The following is an 18,676-nucleotide window of genomic DNA, read 5'->3' on the forward strand; positions in this document are numbered from 1 at the left end:
GTAGGTTCGGTGCATGAGACGCGCTGTCTGCCCCGGTTCCTATGACCCTATCCACAACGGTCACCTTGAGGTCATTGCCCGTGCGGCCGGCCTGTTCGATGAAGTGATTGTGGCTGTTTCCACCAACTACGCCAAGAAGTACAGGTTCAGCCTGGGCGACCGCATCGACATGGCCCGGGAAACCCTGGCCTCGCTGCAGGGCATTGTGGTGGAGCCGGTAGGGGAGGGCCTCCTGGCCGAGTATTGCCGCCAGCGTGGTGTGTCGGCGATTGTGAAGGGCCTCCGGTCGTCGTCGGATTTTGATTACGAACTCCCGATGGCCACCATGAACCGCCAGCTGAGCGGCGTTGAAACGGTCTTCCTGCCGGCCGAGGCACACTACCTCCACCTGTCCTCCACCCTCATCAAGGAAGTGGCGGACTTGGGCGGCAAAGTGTCCGACTACGTCCCGCGTTCCGTGCAAAAAAGACTGCTCTCGGGCGAGTCGGCCCAGGACCTGCTGTCAAGAGGGTAGGCTTGTCCGGTACTTCGGCGGCTGTCCAACGTCCGGTTTGAGTCCCTGCGGCTCTTCAGGCTAAGATGGTACGTCGGTCATATGTTCAACAGGAGTTCTCATTAAACGAGATGCTAGTTCGCCCTTGGCGTTCGACGTCAAGGATCTCGGGCGCAGCCCGGGCAGTATGCGGACGCTGAAAGAACATGTACCCGCGCCAAAGGATTTTGGCGTGGCACTCATTGGCGTTCAGGAAGGCTCGGATATCGAGCTTGACCTGAGGCTTGAGGCCGTACACGAAGGAATTCTGGTATCAGGAACCGCGCTCGCTGAAGTTACGGGCGAATGCGGCCGATGCCTGGATCCCCTTGCGTATGACCTTGAGGTCAATGTGCAAGAACTTTTCTTCTATGAAAGCGTCCAGCTTTCGGACGAGGAAGACGAAGAAGAGCAACGTCGAGTCGAGCACGATCTGATCGATCTTGAGCCGGTGTTGCGGGACGCAGTTGTAACCATGCTGCCGTTCCAGCCGGTGTGCCGGGAAGACTGCCAGGGCCTTTGCTCCGAATGCGGAGTACGCCTGGAAGACGAGCCGGGGCATCACCACGAGGTTGTAGATCCTCGCTGGGCCGCCCTGGCTGACTTGGCTAAGCCTGACCGGCAAAACTGATTTGTACGTGTTTGTCTAGAGAGAAATGAGTTAGCCGTGGCTGTCCCGAAGCGGAAAATGTCTCGCTCGAATACCCGCGCCCGCCGCTCCCAGTGGAAGGCAACCGCCCCCCACCTGGTGAAGACTGTCGAGAACGGCCAGGTTACTTACAGCCTGCCGCACCAGGCAAAGGTCGTAACCGACTCGGCTGGCACTGCGCTGTTCCTTGAGTACAAGGGCCGCAAGGTCGCAGACGTCTAATCGGCCCCCACGGCTGAGATGATGTCTTCAACTGAAGAGCTTCTGAAGCGTCTCGGTGTCTCCATTGACGCCGGGACGCTTCGTCTTGCTCTGACACACCGTTCCTACGCCTACGAAAACGGCGGCATCCCTACGAACGAGCGGCTCGAGTTCCTCGGCGACTCCATCCTGGGTTTCTCCGTGACGGACGCGCTGTACCGGGACAACCCGACGCTACCCGAAGGTGACCTCGCGAAACGCCGCTCGGCGGTAGTCAGTACCCGTGCACTGGCGGGTATCGGGCGAAGCCTGGGCATCGGCGACTACATTTACCTGGGACAGGGCGAAAAGCTCACCGAGGGCAAGAACAAGGCCTCCATCCTCGCGGACACCATGGAAGCACTGATCGGTGCCACCTATGTGTCCAACGACATCGAGACCGCACGCCAGCTGGTCATGCGGCTGATCGGCCCGCTCCTGAAGGACGCGGCCGCCCTCGGCGCCGGAACCGACTGGAAGACCAGCATCCAGGAGTTGGCAGCCAGCCGTCAGCTCGGCACCATCTTTTATGCGGTCGAGGGGGCAGGGCCTGACCACGCCCGCACGTTCAAAGCTGTCCTGAACATCGGCGGCAAGCCCTACGGCAGTGGAGCCGGCCATTCGAAGAAGGAAGCGGAACAGGAAGCTGCCGCGGACGCCTGGCGTGCCCTGTCCGCAACCAAGGAAGCTGCGGCGGGCGGATCAGCTGAGTCCGTAGCCGGCGCCTAGGCCCGGCATTGCCCGAACTGCCTGAAGTCGAAGTGGTGCGCCGCGGGCTGGTGAGCTGGGTCCGGGGCCGGACCATCACCTCCGTTGACGTCCTGGACCCCCGGTCGCTCCGTCGCCACGCCCTGGGCCCTGAGGACTTCATCGGCAACCTCCAGGGCACCACGGTGGATGATGTGGTACGTCGCGGAAAGTTCCTGTGGATGCCTTTGCGCGAAGCCGGATCCGCGGCCGCTGCCGCAGGTGACGCCGCCACGGCCGTGCCCCGCGTCGCCCTGATGGCGCACCTTGGCATGAGCGGCCAACTGCTGATGCAGGATCCATCAGTACCGGACGAAAAACACCTGAAAGTTCGGCTCAGGCTCAGTCCGGGCAACGGCATGCCGGACCAGCTCCGGTTTGTGGACCAGCGCATCTTTGGTGGTCTGTTCGTGACGGACCTGGTTCCCACGGACGACGGCGGCCCGGGCGGTCTCGCTGAATCGCCGCGTCCACTCATTGCCGCTGAGGCGGCGCACATCGCCCGGGATCCCCTGGATCCCGCTTTTTCCGTCGAACTCTTCTACAGCCGGCTCAGGAAACGCAGGACCGGCCTCAAACGCGCCCTTTTGGATCAGGGACTGGTTTCGGGCATCGGCAACATCTATGCGGACGAGTCTCTCTGGCGTGCCGGCCTGCATTACGCCCGGCCCACGGACAAGCTTCGCCGCTCCGAGGCCGAGCGCGTGATCACCAGCGCCCGCGATGTCATGCGCGACGCCCTCGCCGCCGGGGGAACCAGCTTCGACTCCCTGTACGTGAACGTCAACGGCGCCTCAGGGTATTTCGACCGCTCCCTGAACGCCTACGGCAGGGAAGGGCAGCCGTGCACCCGGTGCGCCGCCGTCGGAATTAACTCGACCATCCGGCGCGAGCAGTTCATGAACCGCTCGTCGTACACATGCCCCGTATGCCAGCCGCGCCCACGGAACGGGCGCTGGTAGGCCGAGGCAAAAGTGTGCGGATTCTGCGGTTCCGCACTGCGGGTTCCCTTGGCAGACTGGGCAGCCAAGCGGTAGGCCGCGTCGGCGGCCATCCGGGCCCTATCCCTCGGCAGAACCAGGCAAGCCCTTGTATCTCTCAATGTCGGACCGCACGGGCGGCCGGAAGGACCCGCAGACAGCCTTGCCTGCCGCGGCGGCGACTGCATTTCGGGTGTCGCCGGTGATCATCTGGCTCGGCATCGTCAGCATGATGACCGACATTTCCTCCGAATCCGTGGCCGCCATCCTGCCTCTGTATGTCACCGGTTTTTTGGGGCTCTCCACCATCGCCTTCGGAATCATCGATGGCATCAACCAAGGTGCAAGCGCCGTGGTGCGGATCGCCGCAGGGTGGGTCTCAGACCGCAGCGGACAACCGAAGCTGGTGGCGGCGGCCGGGTATGGCCTCTCCGCTGTAGCCCGGGTCGGCTTCCTCTTCGCCGGCGGTTTCTGGACACTGGCCGGAATCGTCACAGGAGACAGGATCGGGAAAGGCATCAGAACGGCCCCTCGCGATGCCTTGATATCGGCGGCGGCCCAGCCCGAGTACCTTGCCAGGTCGTTCGGGGTCCACCGGATGTTGGACAGCATAGGTGCCGCGGCGGGTCCGCTGCTGGCATTTGTGATTCTGGTGCTGATCCCCAACGGCTTCAGCACGGTATTCATTGTCTCGCTCGCATTTGCCGTGGTGGGCGTTACCGTCCTGGTCCTCATGGTCCCCGGCCGCGTGCGGGAGGCCACTTCCGAGCCCGGGGGTACCCGGCGTCCGCGGTTCCGATGGTCCCGGCTGCGCTGGGTCACCCTGAAGCAGCGGGCGCTGCCGCGGCTTCTGGTTACGGCCGGACTGTTAGGTGTCCTCACCATCGGCGACGGCTTCATCTACCTGCTCCTGCAGAACAGGGGTTCCTTTGACGTCCAGTGGTTTCCACTGCTGTATGTGGGAACCAACGTGGTCTTCCTCCTGTTTGCCATCCCGCTCGGGAAGCTCGCCGACCGCTGGGGCCGGATCCCCGTATTCCTGGGCGGCCACCTGGCCTTGCTGGCCTGTTACATCCTCGCGGCCCTCCCCTTCGGCGGCCTGGGATCCACGCTTGGGTGCCTGGTCCTGTTGGGACTGTTCTATGCCGCCACCGACGGCGTCCTGGCCGCGATAGTCACCCAGCTCTCGCCGCCGGCCACCGTTGCCACCGCCCTGGGTGCCGCGCAAACGGTGGTGGCTCTCAGCCGGATGGCCGCAGCTGCGGCCTTCGGCGTGCTCTGGTTTGTGCTGGGTCCCGTCACGGCCATGACCTTGGTGGCCGGGCTGTTGGCGGCGGGAATAGTAGCCGGGATGGTCCTCATGGGCGGTCCCCGTCGGACCCTGGCGGCATGATGACTGCCAAACGCCGCTGGCAGATCCTGCTGACCGTGGTGCTCCTGGTGGCCGGGAGCACAGTGGCGTACACCGTCTCGGCGTTCCAAACGGCACAAAGTAGCCAAGGCGCGGAATCGCAAGTGGATTCAGTGACGGCTCAATCCCTTCCCGCCGAGTCCTTCATCATGTTTCGAAATACGGCGCCCGGACAAGGATTCGGACAGGCCGCCACCGTGGCACTGGCTGACCCGTCAGGGCAGCGGGCCCTCAGCGGCCGCAGTTGTGACCGCGTCTATGCCGTCCGGGATCTGGGCATCTGCCTGCTCACGAAGAACGAGATTCCCACCAGCTTTGAAGCCACCGTCTTCGACGGTTCACTGGCGGCTGTGCAATCATGGCCGTTGGCCGGAGTTCCCAGTCGCACCCGCATCAGTGCTGACGGGACCCTGCTGGCCACTACAGTCTTTGTCTCCGGGCATTCATACTCCAGCACCGGATTTTCTACCGAAACGGTCGTCCGCGGCCGCGACGGCACCGTCCATGGAAACCTAGAACAGTTTGCGCTCATTCTCGACGGCTCGCAGATCAAAGCCTCTGACCGGAATATCTGGGGTGTGACTTTCGTGCCGGGCCAGCCGGACGCGTTTTATGCCACGGCCTCCTCCCAAGGGAAAATCTGGCTGGTGCGCGGGAGCCTTAAGGAGCGGACCCTGACCGTGACCGGCACTGGCATCGAGTGTCCGTCAGTGTCGCCCGACGGAACGAGGATCGCCTACAAGAAGAGTGTCACTGGCTCCCTGGTAGGTCACCGCAACATCGCCGTCCTCGACCTTGCGACGGGCACCGAAACGATCCTCGCCGAACAGCGCGACATCGACGACCAGATGGAGTGGCTGGACGCCAGCACCGTTGTCTACGGTGTTCCGCGTGACGACTCCGGGCAGGACAGCGACGTGTGGTCCGCTTCCATCGATCCGGGGGTACCGCCCTCACTCCTCATCGAGCATGCCTGGTCGCCGGCGGTGGTCCGGCGATAGGGCCCGGATCATCCCGGCGTACGGCCGCCGTAGTGTTCGGCCAGCTTCGCCAGGCCTTCGTCCAGCGAGACGGCGGGGTTCCAGTCGAGGAGGGCGCGGGTCTGGCGCTGGTCGAACCAGTGGGCGGTGGAGAGCTGCTCGGCAAGGAACCGTGTCATGGGCGGCTCCTCGTCCCTGCCAAGGCGGAGCCAGACCTTTTCCACCATGGATCCCGCCGCACGCGCCAGCCTGCCCGGTACCCGCCAGGCTGGTGACGGCACTCCGCCCGCCGCGCAGATGCCGGCCAGCAGCTCACCAATGGGGCGGGGCTCGCCGTTGCTGACCACGAGCGCCCGGCCGTGGACATGGTCCATGCGGTGCAGTGCGGCGACGATGGCCGAGGCCGCGTTGTCCACGTAGGTGGTGTCGATGAGCGCGGCGCCGGCGTCGAGCAGGGGCAGGCGGCCGTGGGCGGCGCGGTCCAGCACGCGTTCCACCAGCTGGGTGTCGCCGGGCCCCCAGACGATGTGGGGGCGTACCGCAGCGACCCGGAACTCCGGTGAGTCGGCAGCCAGTGCCAGCAGTTCGGCTTCAGCCTTCGTGCGGGAGTAATCTCCATGTGCGCGGGCCGGGTCAGCCGGATCGGCCCCAAGGCCGGCGATGGCGGCCCCTGAATTGGCCACGGACGGGGAGGACACGAACACCAGGTCCCGCACGCCTGCCTCGCGGGCGGCCAGCAGTACGAGGCGGGTCCCGTCCACGTTGACCTCGTCGAACTCAACGGCCCGGCCGGTGAAGGAGACCTTTGCTGCCAGGTGGATGACGCCGTCGGCACCGGCAACGGCACGGTGGACGGCGTCGCGGTCCGTCACGGACCCCAAAAGGTCCGTGGCGCCGTCGACCGCTGCAGCACGGCGTTGGAACGTTGTGACGGCGTGGCCCTGCCGCACCAGCAGCGTGGCCACCTCGCGTCCGAGCAGCCCGCTCGCGCCGGTGACGAGGACCTTCACGGGGTGCCCGGACGGCCGCCGGCCAAAACACGGGTCGCCCATCGCGACAGGCGCGTCCTGTCAATCTTGGCGTTGTGCCGGATATCGGTTGGCTGGGCGGGGACTGCAAGCACCGCGGCGACGCTGACACCCGCCAGGCGTGCCGCGTCCCGTACCCTTCCGGCGAGTTGCGGGGCGGCAGGACCGGCCCGGCGGGCAGGGGGCACGGTCTCGACGACGGCGACCACAGCCTGCGTACCGGCGGGACCGACCCCCACCACCGCGGCCAGCCCGACGTCGTCCAGGCGCTCGATGGCTTGCTCGGCGCCCACAGGCGTCGTCACCGACCCTGGTGCCGTCACGACGTGCGCCAGGCGGCCCTCCACCCAGAGCCGGCCCGCTGTGTCCAAGTGCCCGACGTCGCCGGTACGGTGCCAGCCAGGGGTCCTGATGCTCTCCCGCTGGGTCAGCCACAGCCTGTCGTAGGCCTCCTTGACATGGGGTGCGCTGACGAGGATTTCGCCGGTTACCCCCGCTTCGGTGACGGGGTGGTTTCCGGAGGCAGTCCCGTCCTCGGCGAGGGGGATCAGCGCTACCCGGGCGCCGGACACCGGCAGGCCCACGCACACGCCGTTGCCGGCGCCGGCCATGGTCCCGGCCTCGGCGTCCTTCTGGGCGGCGCGGATCTGCTCCAGGCTGATGTCGGTGACGGGCAGCGCTTCGGTCATCCCGTAGGGGGTATGGAGCGAGGCCTGGGGCAGCAACTGCTGCACCTCCGTGAGGAGGGGTTCCGGGATGGGTGCCCCGGCGGAGAGCAGCAGTTCCACGCGCTTCAGCGCTTCGCTCCCGGCATGGCCGAGGCTGCCCCGCGTCGCGAGCACGTTCCGGAGGGCTGCGGGCGACGCGAAAACCACGGTGGCGTCCACGGCCGCGGCGGCGGCTGCCAGCGCGGTGGCCGTCAGAGTGCGGGGTGCGGTGACGTCCATGGCGGGTGTCACCGAAACGGCTCCGAGGGCCGGTCCAAGGAGGGCAAACGGTGCAAAGGCCGCGACGAGGCGCGCACCGGGACGGATTCCGAACGTCGCAGCCACGGTATCCCGCATCGCGACGAGCTGGCGGCGCGTGTAGAGCACGCCTTTGGCGGGACCCGTGGAGCCGGAGGTGAAGAGCACCGCCGCGGGCGCGTCGGGCGCCGGATCCGGATGGTTCGACGGCGGTTCCTGGCTGAGGCTCCTGCCTCGCCCGGCGAGGGCTGCCAGGGAGGTTTCGACGCCGAGGAGCCGACGGCGGGCGGCCGGCAGCCCGCGCACACTGATGCGCCGCCCGGGCCAGCCGAGCACCGAAGCAGCCGCCAGGGCCTTGTCGATTCCGATGAGGAAATCCGGCGTTGCGCCCTTCACGGCGCGGCTCAGGCCGCGTGTACCCAGGCCGGCGTCTGCCACCACCACCACGGCGCCCAGCCGGAGGCAGGCGTAGAGCACCACGGTCAAATCCACCCCCGGCGGAACCATCAGGCTCACCCTGCTCTGCGGCCCCACACCGATTTCCCGCAGTCCTGCCGCAAGGACGGAGATGCTTTGGTCCAATTCCCGCCATGTGAGCGAGCGTGAGGCGGTGCCGTCCGCGGCCATTTCGACGACGGCGGGGTCCCCGCCGTCGGGTCCTGCTGCCAGTTCGGTGAGCGGCGCCCAGAGGGGCGGAACAGGGGTGCCCGCCTGGTGGGTTCCCGCGGGGTCTTCCGGTTCCGGGGCGCCGGGCGGTACGTCCGTCAGCTGAAGACCGGCCGCAGCAGTGTCGCGGCCGAGACCGGCGAGCCAGTCAAAGACGGGGACGGCAATGTCCCGGTCTTCGGCAACGAGATGGCCGGCACCCTCGAAGCGGTGCACCTTCGCATGCGGCAGTCTGCCGATGAGGTCCTTGAGGTACCGGTCGGAAAAGATCGGGTCCTGCGGCCCCCAGAGCATCAGGGCGGGAACGGTCAACCCGCGCAGCCCTTCGGCGACGGTCTGGAGCGCCGGGTAGCTGGGATCGGACGGGTCAGCCGGGATGTCGGCGACAAAGTTTCCCACACCGGCGCGGCGGTCGGCGCTGCGGTAGGGGGCCATGAAGTCGCTGCGGATGTCCGCGGACAGGGGCGGACGGGCCAGGGCATGGGTCACGCGCAGGAATGCGTCCGACGTCGTCGTTCCCCAGCGATGGACGGCGGGGTGCAGGGCAAGCCGCAGCGCCGCAGGGATGGGGGAGCCGGAGGGCTGGTGGACGGCCGTGTTGGTCAGCACCACGCCGGCGAGCTGCTCCTGATGTTGCAGTGCCCAGCCGAGGCTGACGACCCCGCCCCAGTCGTGGCCGACGGTCACCACCGGCCCGTCCAGCTCCAAGGCGGCCGTGAGGTCACCCAGGTCGTTGATGCGGTCGGCCAGGCGCCGGAATGTGCCGGTGCGCTCGGAGAAACCCATATCCAGCTGATCCACGGCCACCACGCGCCACGGATGGGCGGGGTCGGCCCCGGCTGCCACCAGGGTGCGCCACAGGAAGGACCACGTCGGGTTGCCGTGCACGCAGAGCAGCGTGCCGGCCGTGACCAGGCCGCTGTGCGCCAGCTGTGCGCCGTTGTCGAGCAAGTGCCACGTGCGCACCGTTCCGGGGCTATCCGCGGCGGAGGTGGACGCCACCTGGATTTCCCGGGACCACTCCGGGTCGACGCCGGGCCAGTCGGCCGTCACCACTGGATTTCCAGCAGTGCGGTGTTCAGTCCGGAGCCGACGCCCATGCACAGCACCCTGTCGCCGGTGCCGAGGGTCTGGGCCTCTGCAGCAAGGGTCATGGGCAGGGAAGCCGGGCCCACATTGCCCCAGTGCGGAAAGGTGATGGGAACCTTTTCCGGATCCAGGCCCACTGCTTCGATGATGGCCTGGGTGTAGGCGTTGCTGACCTGATGCGTGACGTAGCGGTCCATCGACGCCCAGTCCCACTCCGGCTGAGCCTCGTGCCAGGCATCGACTACCAACTGCAGGCCGCCGTCGAGCAGGCCCTTGGTGTCGGTGGTCATGCCGTCGATGCCGCCCACGCACAGCTCGTGGTGCTCTGTGCCCGCACGCATCACACCGCCTATGATCCGGTGCGCCCCGGGGTGCTGGTCCGCCGGGCCCAGGACAGCTGCGGCGGCTCCGGAACCCAGCGTGAGCGTGGCGAACTCACGGCCGAAGTCCTCGCGCGTGGTCTCGGGCCGCTGCAGCCGGGCCAGGGTGGCCTCCTGCGTGGCCTGGGCATCTTCACCGTTGACGATCATGGCGTACTTGATCTGGCCGGAGTCGATCATGTTGGCCGCCAGGGTTAGGCCGTTGACGAAGCCGAGGCACGCGTTGGCGAGGTCAAAGTTCATGGCCGACGACGGCAGGCTGAGGCCGTGATGGATCTTCACCGCCACGGACGGTTCGAGGCTGCGCCGCGTGACGGAGGTGTTGATCAGCAGCCCCACCTCGGAGGCCTCGACGCCGGATTCGGCCAAAGCTTTCGCGCCGGCCTCGATGGCGGCGTCGTCGAACGCGGTACCGGGTGCCCACCAGCGCCGGTGGGTGATGCCTGCCACCCGTTCAAGCAGCCGTGGGGGAAACTTCAAGCGCCGCAGAGTGGGGGCCAGTCTTCGGTCGAAATCCGCGGAACTGACGATCTTTGGAGCTTCGACGCTGCTCACCGAAAGCAACGCGGTGTTGTTGTGCCGGAATGTTGCATTCCCTGTCAAATTTAAGCCCCTATTCGTGTCTGTACTGCGCTCCGGCGGCTGACCGCACCATCGAGCACCAGCCCAAGTGCTTAACTATGCCGGGTCCGGGGCAGTTCCTGCACATGCCACCGGCGTCGGCTCCGCACGGATCAGCGCAGAATTGTCGCACCCCCGCAGTAGATTGTAAGTAGTAGGGGCTATCCCACCGATACCCGTGCCCACGCTTTGCCCATACCGTTGCCTATACCTCTGCCCCTACCAGTGCCCCGTCCGCCGAGCAGGAGACCCGAAACACTTTGCACCTCAAGAGCCTTACCGTCCGGGGATTCAAGTCGTTCGCGTCGGCCACGACGTTCGACTTTGAGCCGGGCGTCACGGCCGTGGTGGGACCCAACGGCTCCGGGAAGTCCAATGTGGTGGACGCCCTGTCCTGGGTGATGGGGGAGCAGGGCGCCAAAACGCTGCGCGGCGGCAAGATGGAGGACGTCATCTTCGCCGGGACGTCCGGCCGGCCGCCGCTGGGCCGGGCGCACGTCTCCCTGACCATCGACAACACTGACGGGGCGCTGCCCATTGAGTACAGCGAGGTCACCATCTCGCGGACTCTGTTCCGCACGGGCGGCTCCGAGTACGCCATCAACGGGGCCGGCTGTCGCCTGCTCGATATCCAGGAGCTGCTGTCCGATTCAGGGCTGGGCCGGGAAATGCACGTCATTGTGGGCCAGGGGCAGCTCGACAAGGTCCTGCATGCCACTCCGGAGGACCGCCGGGGTTTCATCGAGGAAGCCGCGGGAATCCTGAAACACCGCCGCCGCAAGGAAAAAACCGTACGCAAGCTCGAGGCCATGCAGGCAAACCTGCAGCGCCTGAGCGATCTCACCGGCGAGATCCGGCGGCAGCTGACGCCGCTGGGCAAACAGGCCGATGTGGCACGCCGCGCCCAGCGGGTCCAGTTCGACGTCCGGGACGCACGCGCGCGGCTGTTGGCCGATGACCTCGCCCGCGAGCAAAATTCGCTGGCCCGGGACGTCGCCGACGAGGCAGCACTGAAGGCCCGCAGGGCCGCCGTGGAACAGGAACTGGAAACCGGGCGCCGCCGGCAGGCAGCGGTGGAACAACTCGCCGCAGAGGCCACGCCCAAGCTCAACGAGGCCAGGGACACGTGGTACCGGCTGAACGCATCACGGGAACGCCTCCGCTCCCTTGGCGCGCTGGCCCGGGAGCGGGGCAGGCTTCTCGGCGCCGCGGACGCTGAACCCTACTCGGGCCGGGACCCGGAGCAGTTGGAACGGCAAGCCGCCCGGGTGCGGGACGAACTGACGGAGCTTGAGCGCCAAATCCTGGACCGGCGCAGCGCACTGGAATCCGCCACCGCCGCCAAGTCCGAGGCCGAAAGCGCCGCGGCCGCAGAGGATAAGCGGCTCACGGCCGTCCTCCGTGCGGCAGCGGACCGCCGCGAAGGTCTCGCGAAGCTCGCCGGCCAGGCGGGTGCGGCCAGGTCGCGGGTCGAGTCGGCCCAGGCTGAACTGGGCAGGCTCCGCGAATCACTGGCGGCCGGGCAGGACCGCCGCAGCAAGGCCCAGTCCGAGTTCACTGCGCTCGAAAACCAAGTCGCGGGCGTCGAGGAAGGCGAGGAGACCCTCGACGCCGACTACGAGGACGCCAGCGCCGAACTCGACGCCGTGGTCCAGGAGCTTGCCGCGCTGACCGCCGCCGGAAGGGAAGCTGTCCGGGAACGCGACGCCCTGGTGGCCCGGCGCGATGCGCTCCAGCTCGGACTCAAGCGCCAGGACGGAGCGGCCCATGTGCTCGGCGCAGGCATCGACGGCGTCGCAGGCCCGCTGGCGGCGGCGCTCGCCGTTGAAACGGGCTACGAAACGGCCATCGCGGCGGCCCTCGGCGATGCGTCCGAAGCGATCCTGGTTCGGGATCCCGCAGTGGCGGCCACCGTGGTGCAACTGCTGAAAGAAGACGACGCCGGCCGCGCCGCACTGCTCCTCGAATCGGCGGCACAACTGGGCCGCCCAGACTCCGCACCGGGGGGTGCTTTGCCTGCCGGTGCCCGCTGGGCCGTCGATCTGGTCTCCGCGGGCGATGCTCACGGCCCGGCGGTGGCGGCGCTCCTGGCGGGATCCGCCGTCGTCGACGATTTCGCGGCCGCCCGTGCGCTGGTCGCTGACCGGCCGGACCTGACCGCAGTCACCACGGCGGGCGATGTCCTGACGGCGCTGACCGTCACCGGAGGATCCGCGAAGGCGCCGTCGCTGCTTGAGGTGCAGGCCGCCGTCGACGACGCCGAAACCCGGCTTGCCGCCGTCACCGCCGATCTTGAGCGGAACCGGTTTGCCCTGGCCGGCGCCGAAGCGCGGCGCATCAAAGCCCAGTCCCGGGCCGACGAGGCCCTGGACCGGCTCCATGAATCGGACGCCCGGCTGGCGGCCGTGGCCGAACGGCTGGGGCACCTGAACTCGATCCTGCGCAGCGCGGTCGGCGAAAGCGACAGGCTTGCCGCGTCCCTTGCCAGGGCTGAGGCCAACGTCCGGACCGAAGAGGAAGCGCTCGCTGCCATCGCCGCCCGCCTGACCGCGGCGCAGGAAGCGCCGGCGGAGGAAGAACCGTCCACGGAGCAGCGCGATGCCCTGGCCCGGACGGCATCGCTGGCCCGGTCTGCCGAGATGGAGTCCCGGCTGTCGCTCCGCAGCACCGAAGAGCAGCTGACAGCCACCCGGAACCGGGCAGTTTCGCTCGAACGGGCCGCCGCCACCGAGCGCAGGGCCCGGGAAGAGGCCGAGGAACGGGCACGCCGCCGGCGGCTTCAGGCTCGGCGGGCGGCCGCAGTGTCGGGGGGCGTCGAACTGGCCATCCAATTCATCGACGTCTCCGTGGAACTGGCGCGTGAGGAACGTGATCTCGCTGAAGAGAACCGGGAGCAGCGGGACCGGGAACTGCAGGCGATCCGGACCGGCAACGATTCGCTGGCACGGGAGCTTGCGGTGCTGACTGATTCGGTCCACCGGGACGAACTGGTCCGCGCCCAGCACCGGGCACGCATCGAGGCGCTGGAGACACGGTCCATCGACGAACTCGGCATCACCCCCGATGTTCTCCTGGCGGACTTCGGACCCGACGTTCCGGTGCCGGTTCCGGCGGAGGACCAAGCCGACAAATGGGCCGCGCTGCGGGCACCGGTGGACGAAGACGGCACCCCGGTGGTTGAGGGGAAGCCGTTTGTCCGCGAGGAACAGGAGAAGCGCCTCAGGAAAGCCGAGCGGGACCTCGCCGCGCTGGGCAAGGTCAACCCGCTGGCGCTGGAGGAATTTGCGGCCCTCGAGGAGCGGCACCAGTTCCTCAGCTCCCAGCTTGAGGACCTGAGGTCCAGCCGGAAGGACCTGCTGGACATCATCAAGGAAGTGGATGAGCGGGTCCAGCGGGTTTTTGCCGAGGCCTTCGAGGACACCCAGGCCCAGTTCGTCCACGTTTTTGGCCGGCTTTTCCCGGGCGGTGAAGGTCGGCTGGTCCTGACCGACCCGTCAGACATGCTCACCACGGGCATTGAGGTGGAGGCCCGGCCGGCCGGCAAGAAGATCAAGCGGCTCTCCCTGCTCTCCGGCGGGGAGCGGTCCCTCACCGCCGTCGCCCTGCTGGTGGCCATCTTCAAGGCCCGCCCCTCGCCGTTCTACGTGATGGACGAGGTGGAAGCAGCCCTGGACGACACCAACCTGGGCCGGCTCATCACCATCTTTGAGGAACTCCGGGAATCCAGCCAGCTGATCGTGATCACGCACCAGAAGCGCACCATGGAAGTCGCCGATGCCCTGTACGGCGTCACCATGCGCGGCGACGGCGTGTCCACCGTCATCAGCCAGCGGCTGGGCGCAGACGTCTAGCTGTATTGCCCATGGAGGTTGGCGGCGCCATGGGCGCAACCGGCGTTTATGAGAAGCTAGGGGAGTGAATGACATCCTCCCCATTATTCTGTCCATCCTTGCTGCCCTGGTGGTTATTGGCGGGCTGATCCCGGTCCTGGTGAAGACGCGGAAGAACATCAGGCAGTACCCGGAGACGCGGGACGCCAACGATCCGGTCGCCCGCCAGGGCGGGGGTACGCTGCTGGAGGACGCGCCCGTGGTTCCGGCGGAACGGCAGGCGCCCGCCGGCGTCGACCTGGAGGACCTCGAAACAGTTGACGTCCCGGACGACGTCGCGGGCCTCGAAACCATCCCGGTCGAGACCCCGCTCCCGGTGGCCGGACGCCTCACCCGCCTTCGGGAGCGACTGGTCCGGTCCAACAACATCCTGGGCAAGGGGCTGCTGGCCCTGCTCTCCAGTGACAAGATCGACGAAAATGTCTGGGACGAAGTTGAGGAAACCCTCCTGCTGGCGGACCTGGGCACCGAACCCACCACGCAGCTGGTTGACGCCCTGCGCGAACGAGTGAAGGTCCTTGGCACCCGGACCCCCGAGCAGGTCAAGGCACTGCTTCGTGAGGAACTCATCAAACTTGTGGACCCGACCATGGACCGCAGCCTGCAAACCCAGCGGCACGGCGACAAACCGGCCATTGTCCTGGTGGTTGGCGTCAACGGCGTGGGCAAAACCACCACGGTGGGCAAGCTCGCCCGCGTCCTCGTGGCCGAGGACAAAGACGTCCTGCTGGGCGCGGCGGACACCTTCCGCGCTGCCGCGGCGGAGCAGCTGGCCACCTGGGGACAGCGTGTGGGGGTACCCACCGTAAAGTCCGACGTCGACGGCGCAGACCCCGCGTCCGTCGCCTATGAGGCGGTCAAGGCAGGCATCGACCAGGAAGTCGACGTCGTCATGATCGACACAGCCGGGCGCCTGCAGAACAAGACCGGCTTGATGGACGAACTCGGCAAGGTCAAGCGCGTCATTGAAAAGCTGGCCGAAGTGGACGAGGTGCTGCTGGTACTTGACGCCACCACCGGCCAGAACGGCCTCAACCAGGCCCGGGTCTTCGCCGAAGTGGTGAACATCAGCGGCATCGTCCTGACCAAGCTCGACGGCACCGCCAAGGGCGGCATCGTGGTGGCCATCCAAAAGACCCTCGGTGTGCCGGTGAAGCTCATTGGCCTGGGCGAAGGAGCCGACGACCTGGCACCGTTCGACGCCGAAGGCTTTGTGGACGCACTGCTGAACTGATCCCGGCTCCGACATCGAGGGGTGAGCTTTCACCGCTAAGCGCACGCTTTAGCGGTGAAAGCTCACCCCTCGATGCGTTTTATGGGCTCGCGCGTGACTGACCAGCAGGCTGCCGCCACCACCAGGACAGCGCCGGTGACCCCAAAGGCCCAGCCGTAGCCCAGCCGGTCCGCCAGGACTCCCACCAGGACCGGGCCGGCAATGGTGCCGATGTCTGTCGTCATCTGGTACGCGGCCAGGACTTTCCCGCCGGACCGCTCGTTCCCGATAACATCCGCGACGGCGGCCTGCTGGGCGGGGCCCAGGAGGCCCGAACCCACGCCGGCCACGGCGGAGGCAGCCAGGAACCAGCCCAGCTCGGCGGTGAATCCTATGCCGGCCGTCGCCACCCCTGCCACAAGAAGCCCGGCCAGCATCATCGGCTTGCGGCCCAGGCTGTCGGCCAGCCGTCCGGAAAATGTCAGTGCCGCCGCGTTTCCGCCGGCAAACACGGCCAAGGCCAGTCCGGCGGTTTCAGGACCGGCACCGAGCACCGCAACGGCAAAGAGCGGAACGGTGGCCATCCGGACCCCGAATGTTGCCCACCCGTTGGCAAAGCTGGACACCAGCACCGAGCGGTAGGCACCCACACCGAGGGCGTCGCCAAAACGCATCGCGGGGGTCCTGTCGCCGGCAGAGCGCGCTGAAGACGGTGTGTGGCTGAGCTGGGTTTGCACCACAATGGCAGCCAGCACCAGCGCGGCGGCGTAGCACAGGAACGGTACCCGCAGCCCGAACCCGGCCAGCAGGCCGCCCACCACCGGGCCCAGGACACTGCCCACCAGGAACGCGGAAGCGTAAGCCCCGGACACCCGGCCACGGCTTTCCGGCGGTGCCAGCCGCACCACCAGCGCCATGGAAGCCACGGTAAACATCACGGACCCCACCCCACCGAGGCCGCGGAAAACCAGCAGCTGCCAATAGTTCTGGGCGAAGGCGCAGGCCGCCGTCGAGACTGCCACGATGAGCAGGCCGGACACATAGACGGGGCGTTCGCCGAGCCGGCCGATCAGGGCACCGCCGGCCGGTGCGAACACCAGGCGCATGAAAGCGAAGATGCTTACGATCACCGCGGCGGCCGTCGCGCCGACGTCGAATGTTGTGGCAAATTGCGGCAGCACGGGTGCAACGAGGCCGAAACCCAGGGCGATGAGGAAGGCGGCGGCAAGCATCACCTTGACGTCGCGCGGCAGCCCGGGCCGGTCCGGGCGGACGAGGGCGCGAATCCTTGATGTGGCGCGGCTCAAAGGGCGGCTGCCGTCATAGTGCTGGTTTCCTTGCAGGGCAGTGGGCGCGGGGCCGGTGGAAGTGGTGAAACATAACCGTAACAAGCCAGATATGCACCATTTACTTCCTAGAGGTTGTTGTAACAAACCAGCAATGAAATACCTCAGCGGTAGAAACACGGCACGGACAAACTCTTTTCAGGACGCAAAAGGCGTTGGCAGGCGGAACACATCCGCAGCATCGATGAGAGGGAGGACGTGCACCATGGAACTTACCGCAGGTCACGTATGGCTCATGGTGGCAGCAGCACTCGTGCTGTTCATGACACCGGGTCTGGCATTTTTCTACGGCGGCATGACACGTGCCAAAGCTGCGCTGAACATGATGATGATGAGCTTCATCTCCATTGGCATGGTCGGAGTGGTCTGGGTGCTCTGGGGCGCTTCGATGAGCTCCGGCGAAGGCTTCATCCAGATCGTCGGAAACCCGTTCGCCACCTTCGGCCTTGAAGGCATCACCAGCCCGGACGGCCTCATCAAGGTCGGCTACGCGGCTACCTTCGCCATCATCACCGTGGCACTGATCAGCGGCGCCATCGCCGACCGCGCCAAGTTCGGCGCCTGGACTGTCTTTGTGCCCGTCTGGGTCACGCTGGTCTACTGCCCCTTGGCGTACATGATCTGGGGCGGCGGGCTGTTCGGCCCCGAGGGCGCCATTGGACAGGCGCTCGGCCCTGCCATCGACTTCGCCGGCGGCACGGTGGTCCACATCAACGCCGGCGTCGCGGCCCTCATCCTCGTCCTCATCATCGGCAACCGCCGCGGCTTCGGCAAAGACCCGAACCACCGCCCCCACAACATCCCGTTCGTCATGCTGGGCGCAGCCATCCTCTGGTTCGGCTGGTTCGGCTTCAACGCCGGTGCCGCTACCACCGCCGAGCAGGGCGGCCTGATCTGGATCAACACGCTGGCAGCTCCCGCCGCGGCCATGCTGGGCTGGCTCGTTACCGAACGCATCCGCGACGGCCACCCCACCTCCCTGGGTGCCGCCTCCGGTGTGGTCGCGGGCCTCGTGGCCATCACCCCGGCCTGTGCCAACGTCAGCCCTGTCGGTGCCCTCGGCCTCGGTGTGGTCGCCGGCGTGGCTTCCGCCCTGGCCGTCGGACTCAAGTTCCGCTGGGGCTTTGATGACTCCCTGGACGTTGTCGGCGTCCACCTGGTCTCCGGCATCATCGGCACGGTTGCCCTGGGCTTCATCGCCCTGCCCACCGACGGTGTGGGCGGCGGCCTCTTCTACGGCGGCGGATTCGCCCAGCTGTGGGCCCAGCTCGCAGCGGCCGGCATCGCCATTGCCTACTCGGCGATCCTCACCTCGATCATCGCGCTGGCCATCCACAAGACCATGGGCTTCCGCGTCTCGCAGGAGCAGGAAACGGTGGGCGTGGACCTCAGCCTGCACGCCGAGACGGCATACGAATTCGGTGTTGGGGGCCAGGGCGGCAGCTTCCAGCCCCTGCACGAATTGATCACCGGGAAGTCCAAGGCCAGTGAAGCTGAACTGTCCGGAGCCCGGAAGACGGAGCCGGCTGCCGGCAAGGAAAGCGTGGAAGCATGAAATTAATTACAGCCATCGTCCGCCCGGAGAAGCTGGAAGCCATCCGGGAAGGCCTCGAGGCGTACGGAGTTCAGGGACTGACGGTCAGTGCGGCCAGCGGCTATGGTCGCCAGCGCGGATACACCGAGGTGTACCGCGGCGCCGAGTACAACGTGGACCTCCTGCCCAAGATCCGGGTGGAAGTACTGGCCACTGACGAACAGGCTGATGACATCCTCGACGTCATCATCGCCAGCTCCAACACCGGACGGGCAGGCGACGGCAAGGTATGGACGGTGGACGTCTTCGAGGCAGTCAGGGTCCGCACCGGCGAACGCGGAGTGGCCGCGATCTAACGGCCGGGGCACCAGAGACAATAACGGACAGAGCGGACAGGGAACCAGG

Annotated in this window: 15 protein-coding genes; 11 read left to right on the top strand and 4 right to left on the bottom strand. The window is 67.0% G+C overall.

All coding sequences use genetic code 11. The annotated features are described in order from the left end of the window. Positions 1–13 precede the first annotated feature (13 nt). The 7 genes from coaD (at position 14) to NQJ30_RS03725 (ending at position 5,560) form a co-directional block, all read left to right on the top strand. Positions 14–514 (top strand): pantetheine-phosphate adenylyltransferase, encoded by a 501-nt coding sequence (coaD, locus tag NQJ30_RS03695; RefSeq protein ID WP_255768372.1) that lies wholly within the window; start codon positions 14–16, stop codon positions 512–514. A gap of 124 nt (positions 515–638) precedes the next feature. Next, the gene (locus NQJ30_RS03700) at positions 639–1,163 is read left to right on the top strand and encodes a YceD family protein (RefSeq protein WP_255768373.1); all 525 of its coding nucleotides are present in this window, start codon (positions 639–641) and stop codon (positions 1,161–1,163) included. A gap of 36 nt (positions 1,164–1,199) precedes the next feature. Next, complete coding sequence (rpmF, locus tag NQJ30_RS03705) at positions 1,200–1,403, top strand: 50S ribosomal protein L32 (RefSeq protein ID WP_009356569.1); 204 nt, start codon at positions 1,200–1,202, stop codon at positions 1,401–1,403. 21 nt (positions 1,404–1,424) lie between these two features. Then, positions 1,425–2,150, top strand: a complete 726-nt coding sequence (gene rnc / locus NQJ30_RS03710; RefSeq protein ID WP_255768374.1) for a ribonuclease III — start codon at positions 1,425–1,427, stop codon at positions 2,148–2,150. 8 nt (positions 2,151–2,158) lie between these two features. Next, on the top strand, positions 2,159–3,130 hold the full coding sequence (gene mutM / locus NQJ30_RS03715; protein ID WP_255768375.1) for a bifunctional DNA-formamidopyrimidine glycosylase/DNA-(apurinic or apyrimidinic site) lyase: 972 nt from the start codon (positions 2,159–2,161) through the stop codon (positions 3,128–3,130). Positions 3,131–3,269: 139 nt separating this feature from the next. Next, on the top strand, positions 3,270–4,541 hold the full coding sequence (locus tag NQJ30_RS03720; protein WP_255768376.1) for an MFS transporter: 1,272 nt from the start codon (positions 3,270–3,272) through the stop codon (positions 4,539–4,541). Further along, a complete protein-coding gene (locus tag NQJ30_RS03725) occupies positions 4,538–5,560 on the top strand; it encodes a hypothetical protein (protein ID WP_255768377.1) in 1,023 nt (340 codons plus the stop codon). Before NQJ30_RS03720 ends, NQJ30_RS03725 begins: the two co-directional genes overlap by 4 nt. An 8-nt stretch (positions 5,561–5,568) precedes the next feature. On the opposite strand, the gene NQJ30_RS03730 is transcribed toward NQJ30_RS03725, so the two are convergent. From NQJ30_RS03730 to NQJ30_RS03740, 3 genes are read right to left on the bottom strand one after another with little or no spacing between them, the layout of a single operon-like run. Beyond that, positions 5,569–6,549 carry an NAD-dependent epimerase/dehydratase family protein gene (locus NQJ30_RS03730; RefSeq protein WP_255768378.1) on the bottom strand — a complete coding sequence of 327 codons (981 nt, stop codon included), beginning with the start codon at positions 6,547–6,549 and terminating at the stop codon, positions 5,569–5,571. After that, entirely contained in the window at positions 6,546–9,254 is a 2,709-nt protein-coding gene (locus NQJ30_RS03735; RefSeq protein ID WP_255768379.1) for an alpha/beta fold hydrolase, read from the bottom strand. The genes NQJ30_RS03730 and NQJ30_RS03735 overlap by 4 nt, the downstream gene beginning before the upstream one ends. Continuing rightward, positions 9,248–10,270, bottom strand: a complete 1,023-nt coding sequence (locus NQJ30_RS03740) for a 3-oxoacyl-ACP synthase III (protein WP_255768380.1) — start codon at positions 10,268–10,270, stop codon at positions 9,248–9,250. Before NQJ30_RS03740 ends, NQJ30_RS03735 begins: the two co-directional genes overlap by 7 nt. Before the next feature lie 278 nt (positions 10,271–10,548). On the opposite strand from NQJ30_RS03740, the gene smc reads away from it, so the two are divergent. Both smc and ftsY read left to right on the top strand, forming a co-directional pair. Further along, on the top strand, positions 10,549–14,139 hold the full coding sequence (gene smc / locus NQJ30_RS03745; protein WP_255768381.1) for a chromosome segregation protein SMC: 3,591 nt from the start codon (positions 10,549–10,551) through the stop codon (positions 14,137–14,139). 64 nt (positions 14,140–14,203) lie between these two features. Continuing rightward, positions 14,204–15,412 (top strand): signal recognition particle-docking protein FtsY, encoded by a 1,209-nt coding sequence (ftsY, locus tag NQJ30_RS03750; protein ID WP_255768382.1) that lies wholly within the window; start codon positions 14,204–14,206, stop codon positions 15,410–15,412. A gap of 62 nt (positions 15,413–15,474) precedes the next feature. Here ftsY and NQJ30_RS03755 read toward each other — a convergent pair whose 3' ends face one another. Next, positions 15,475–16,623, bottom strand: a complete 1,149-nt coding sequence (locus tag NQJ30_RS03755) for an MFS transporter (protein WP_255768422.1) — start codon at positions 16,621–16,623, stop codon at positions 15,475–15,477. 319 nt (positions 16,624–16,942) lie between these two features. Here NQJ30_RS03755 and NQJ30_RS03760 point away from each other — a divergent pair, with 319 nt between their 5' ends. Together NQJ30_RS03760 and NQJ30_RS03765 are read left to right on the top strand one after the other, a co-directional pair. Next, the gene (locus tag NQJ30_RS03760; protein WP_255768383.1) at positions 16,943–18,292 is read left to right on the top strand and encodes an ammonium transporter; all 1,350 of its coding nucleotides are present in this window, start codon (positions 16,943–16,945) and stop codon (positions 18,290–18,292) included. Continuing rightward, on the top strand, positions 18,289–18,627 hold the full coding sequence (locus NQJ30_RS03765; RefSeq protein ID WP_255768384.1) for a P-II family nitrogen regulator: 339 nt from the start codon (positions 18,289–18,291) through the stop codon (positions 18,625–18,627). Before NQJ30_RS03760 ends, NQJ30_RS03765 begins: the two co-directional genes overlap by 4 nt. The last annotated feature ends 49 nt before the right edge of the window (positions 18,628–18,676 follow it).

The sequence above is a fragment of the Pseudarthrobacter sulfonivorans genome (assembly GCF_024391045.1).
Taxonomy (GTDB): Bacteria; Actinomycetota; Actinomycetes; order Actinomycetales; family Micrococcaceae; genus Arthrobacter; species Arthrobacter sulfonivorans_B.

Coding starts and splice junctions, on each gene's coding strand:
- coaD (WP_255768372.1), top strand. CDS start 14: ATGAGACGCGCTGTCTGCCCCGGTTCCTATGACCCTATCCACAACGGT.
- rnc (WP_255768374.1), top strand. CDS start 1,425: ATGTCTTCAACTGAAGAGCTTCTGAAGCGTCTCGGTGTCTCCATTGAC.
- NQJ30_RS03720 (WP_255768376.1), top strand. CDS start 3,270: ATGTCGGACCGCACGGGCGGCCGGAAGGACCCGCAGACAGCCTTGCCT.
- NQJ30_RS03725 (WP_255768377.1), top strand. CDS start 4,538: ATGATGACTGCCAAACGCCGCTGGCAGATCCTGCTGACCGTGGTGCTC.
- NQJ30_RS03755 (WP_255768422.1), bottom strand. CDS start 16,623: ATGCTTGCCGCCGCCTTCCTCATCGCCCTGGGTTTCGGCCTCGTTGCA.
- NQJ30_RS03760 (WP_255768383.1), top strand. CDS start 16,943: ATGGAACTTACCGCAGGTCACGTATGGCTCATGGTGGCAGCAGCACTC.
- NQJ30_RS03765 (WP_255768384.1), top strand. CDS start 18,289: ATGAAATTAATTACAGCCATCGTCCGCCCGGAGAAGCTGGAAGCCATC.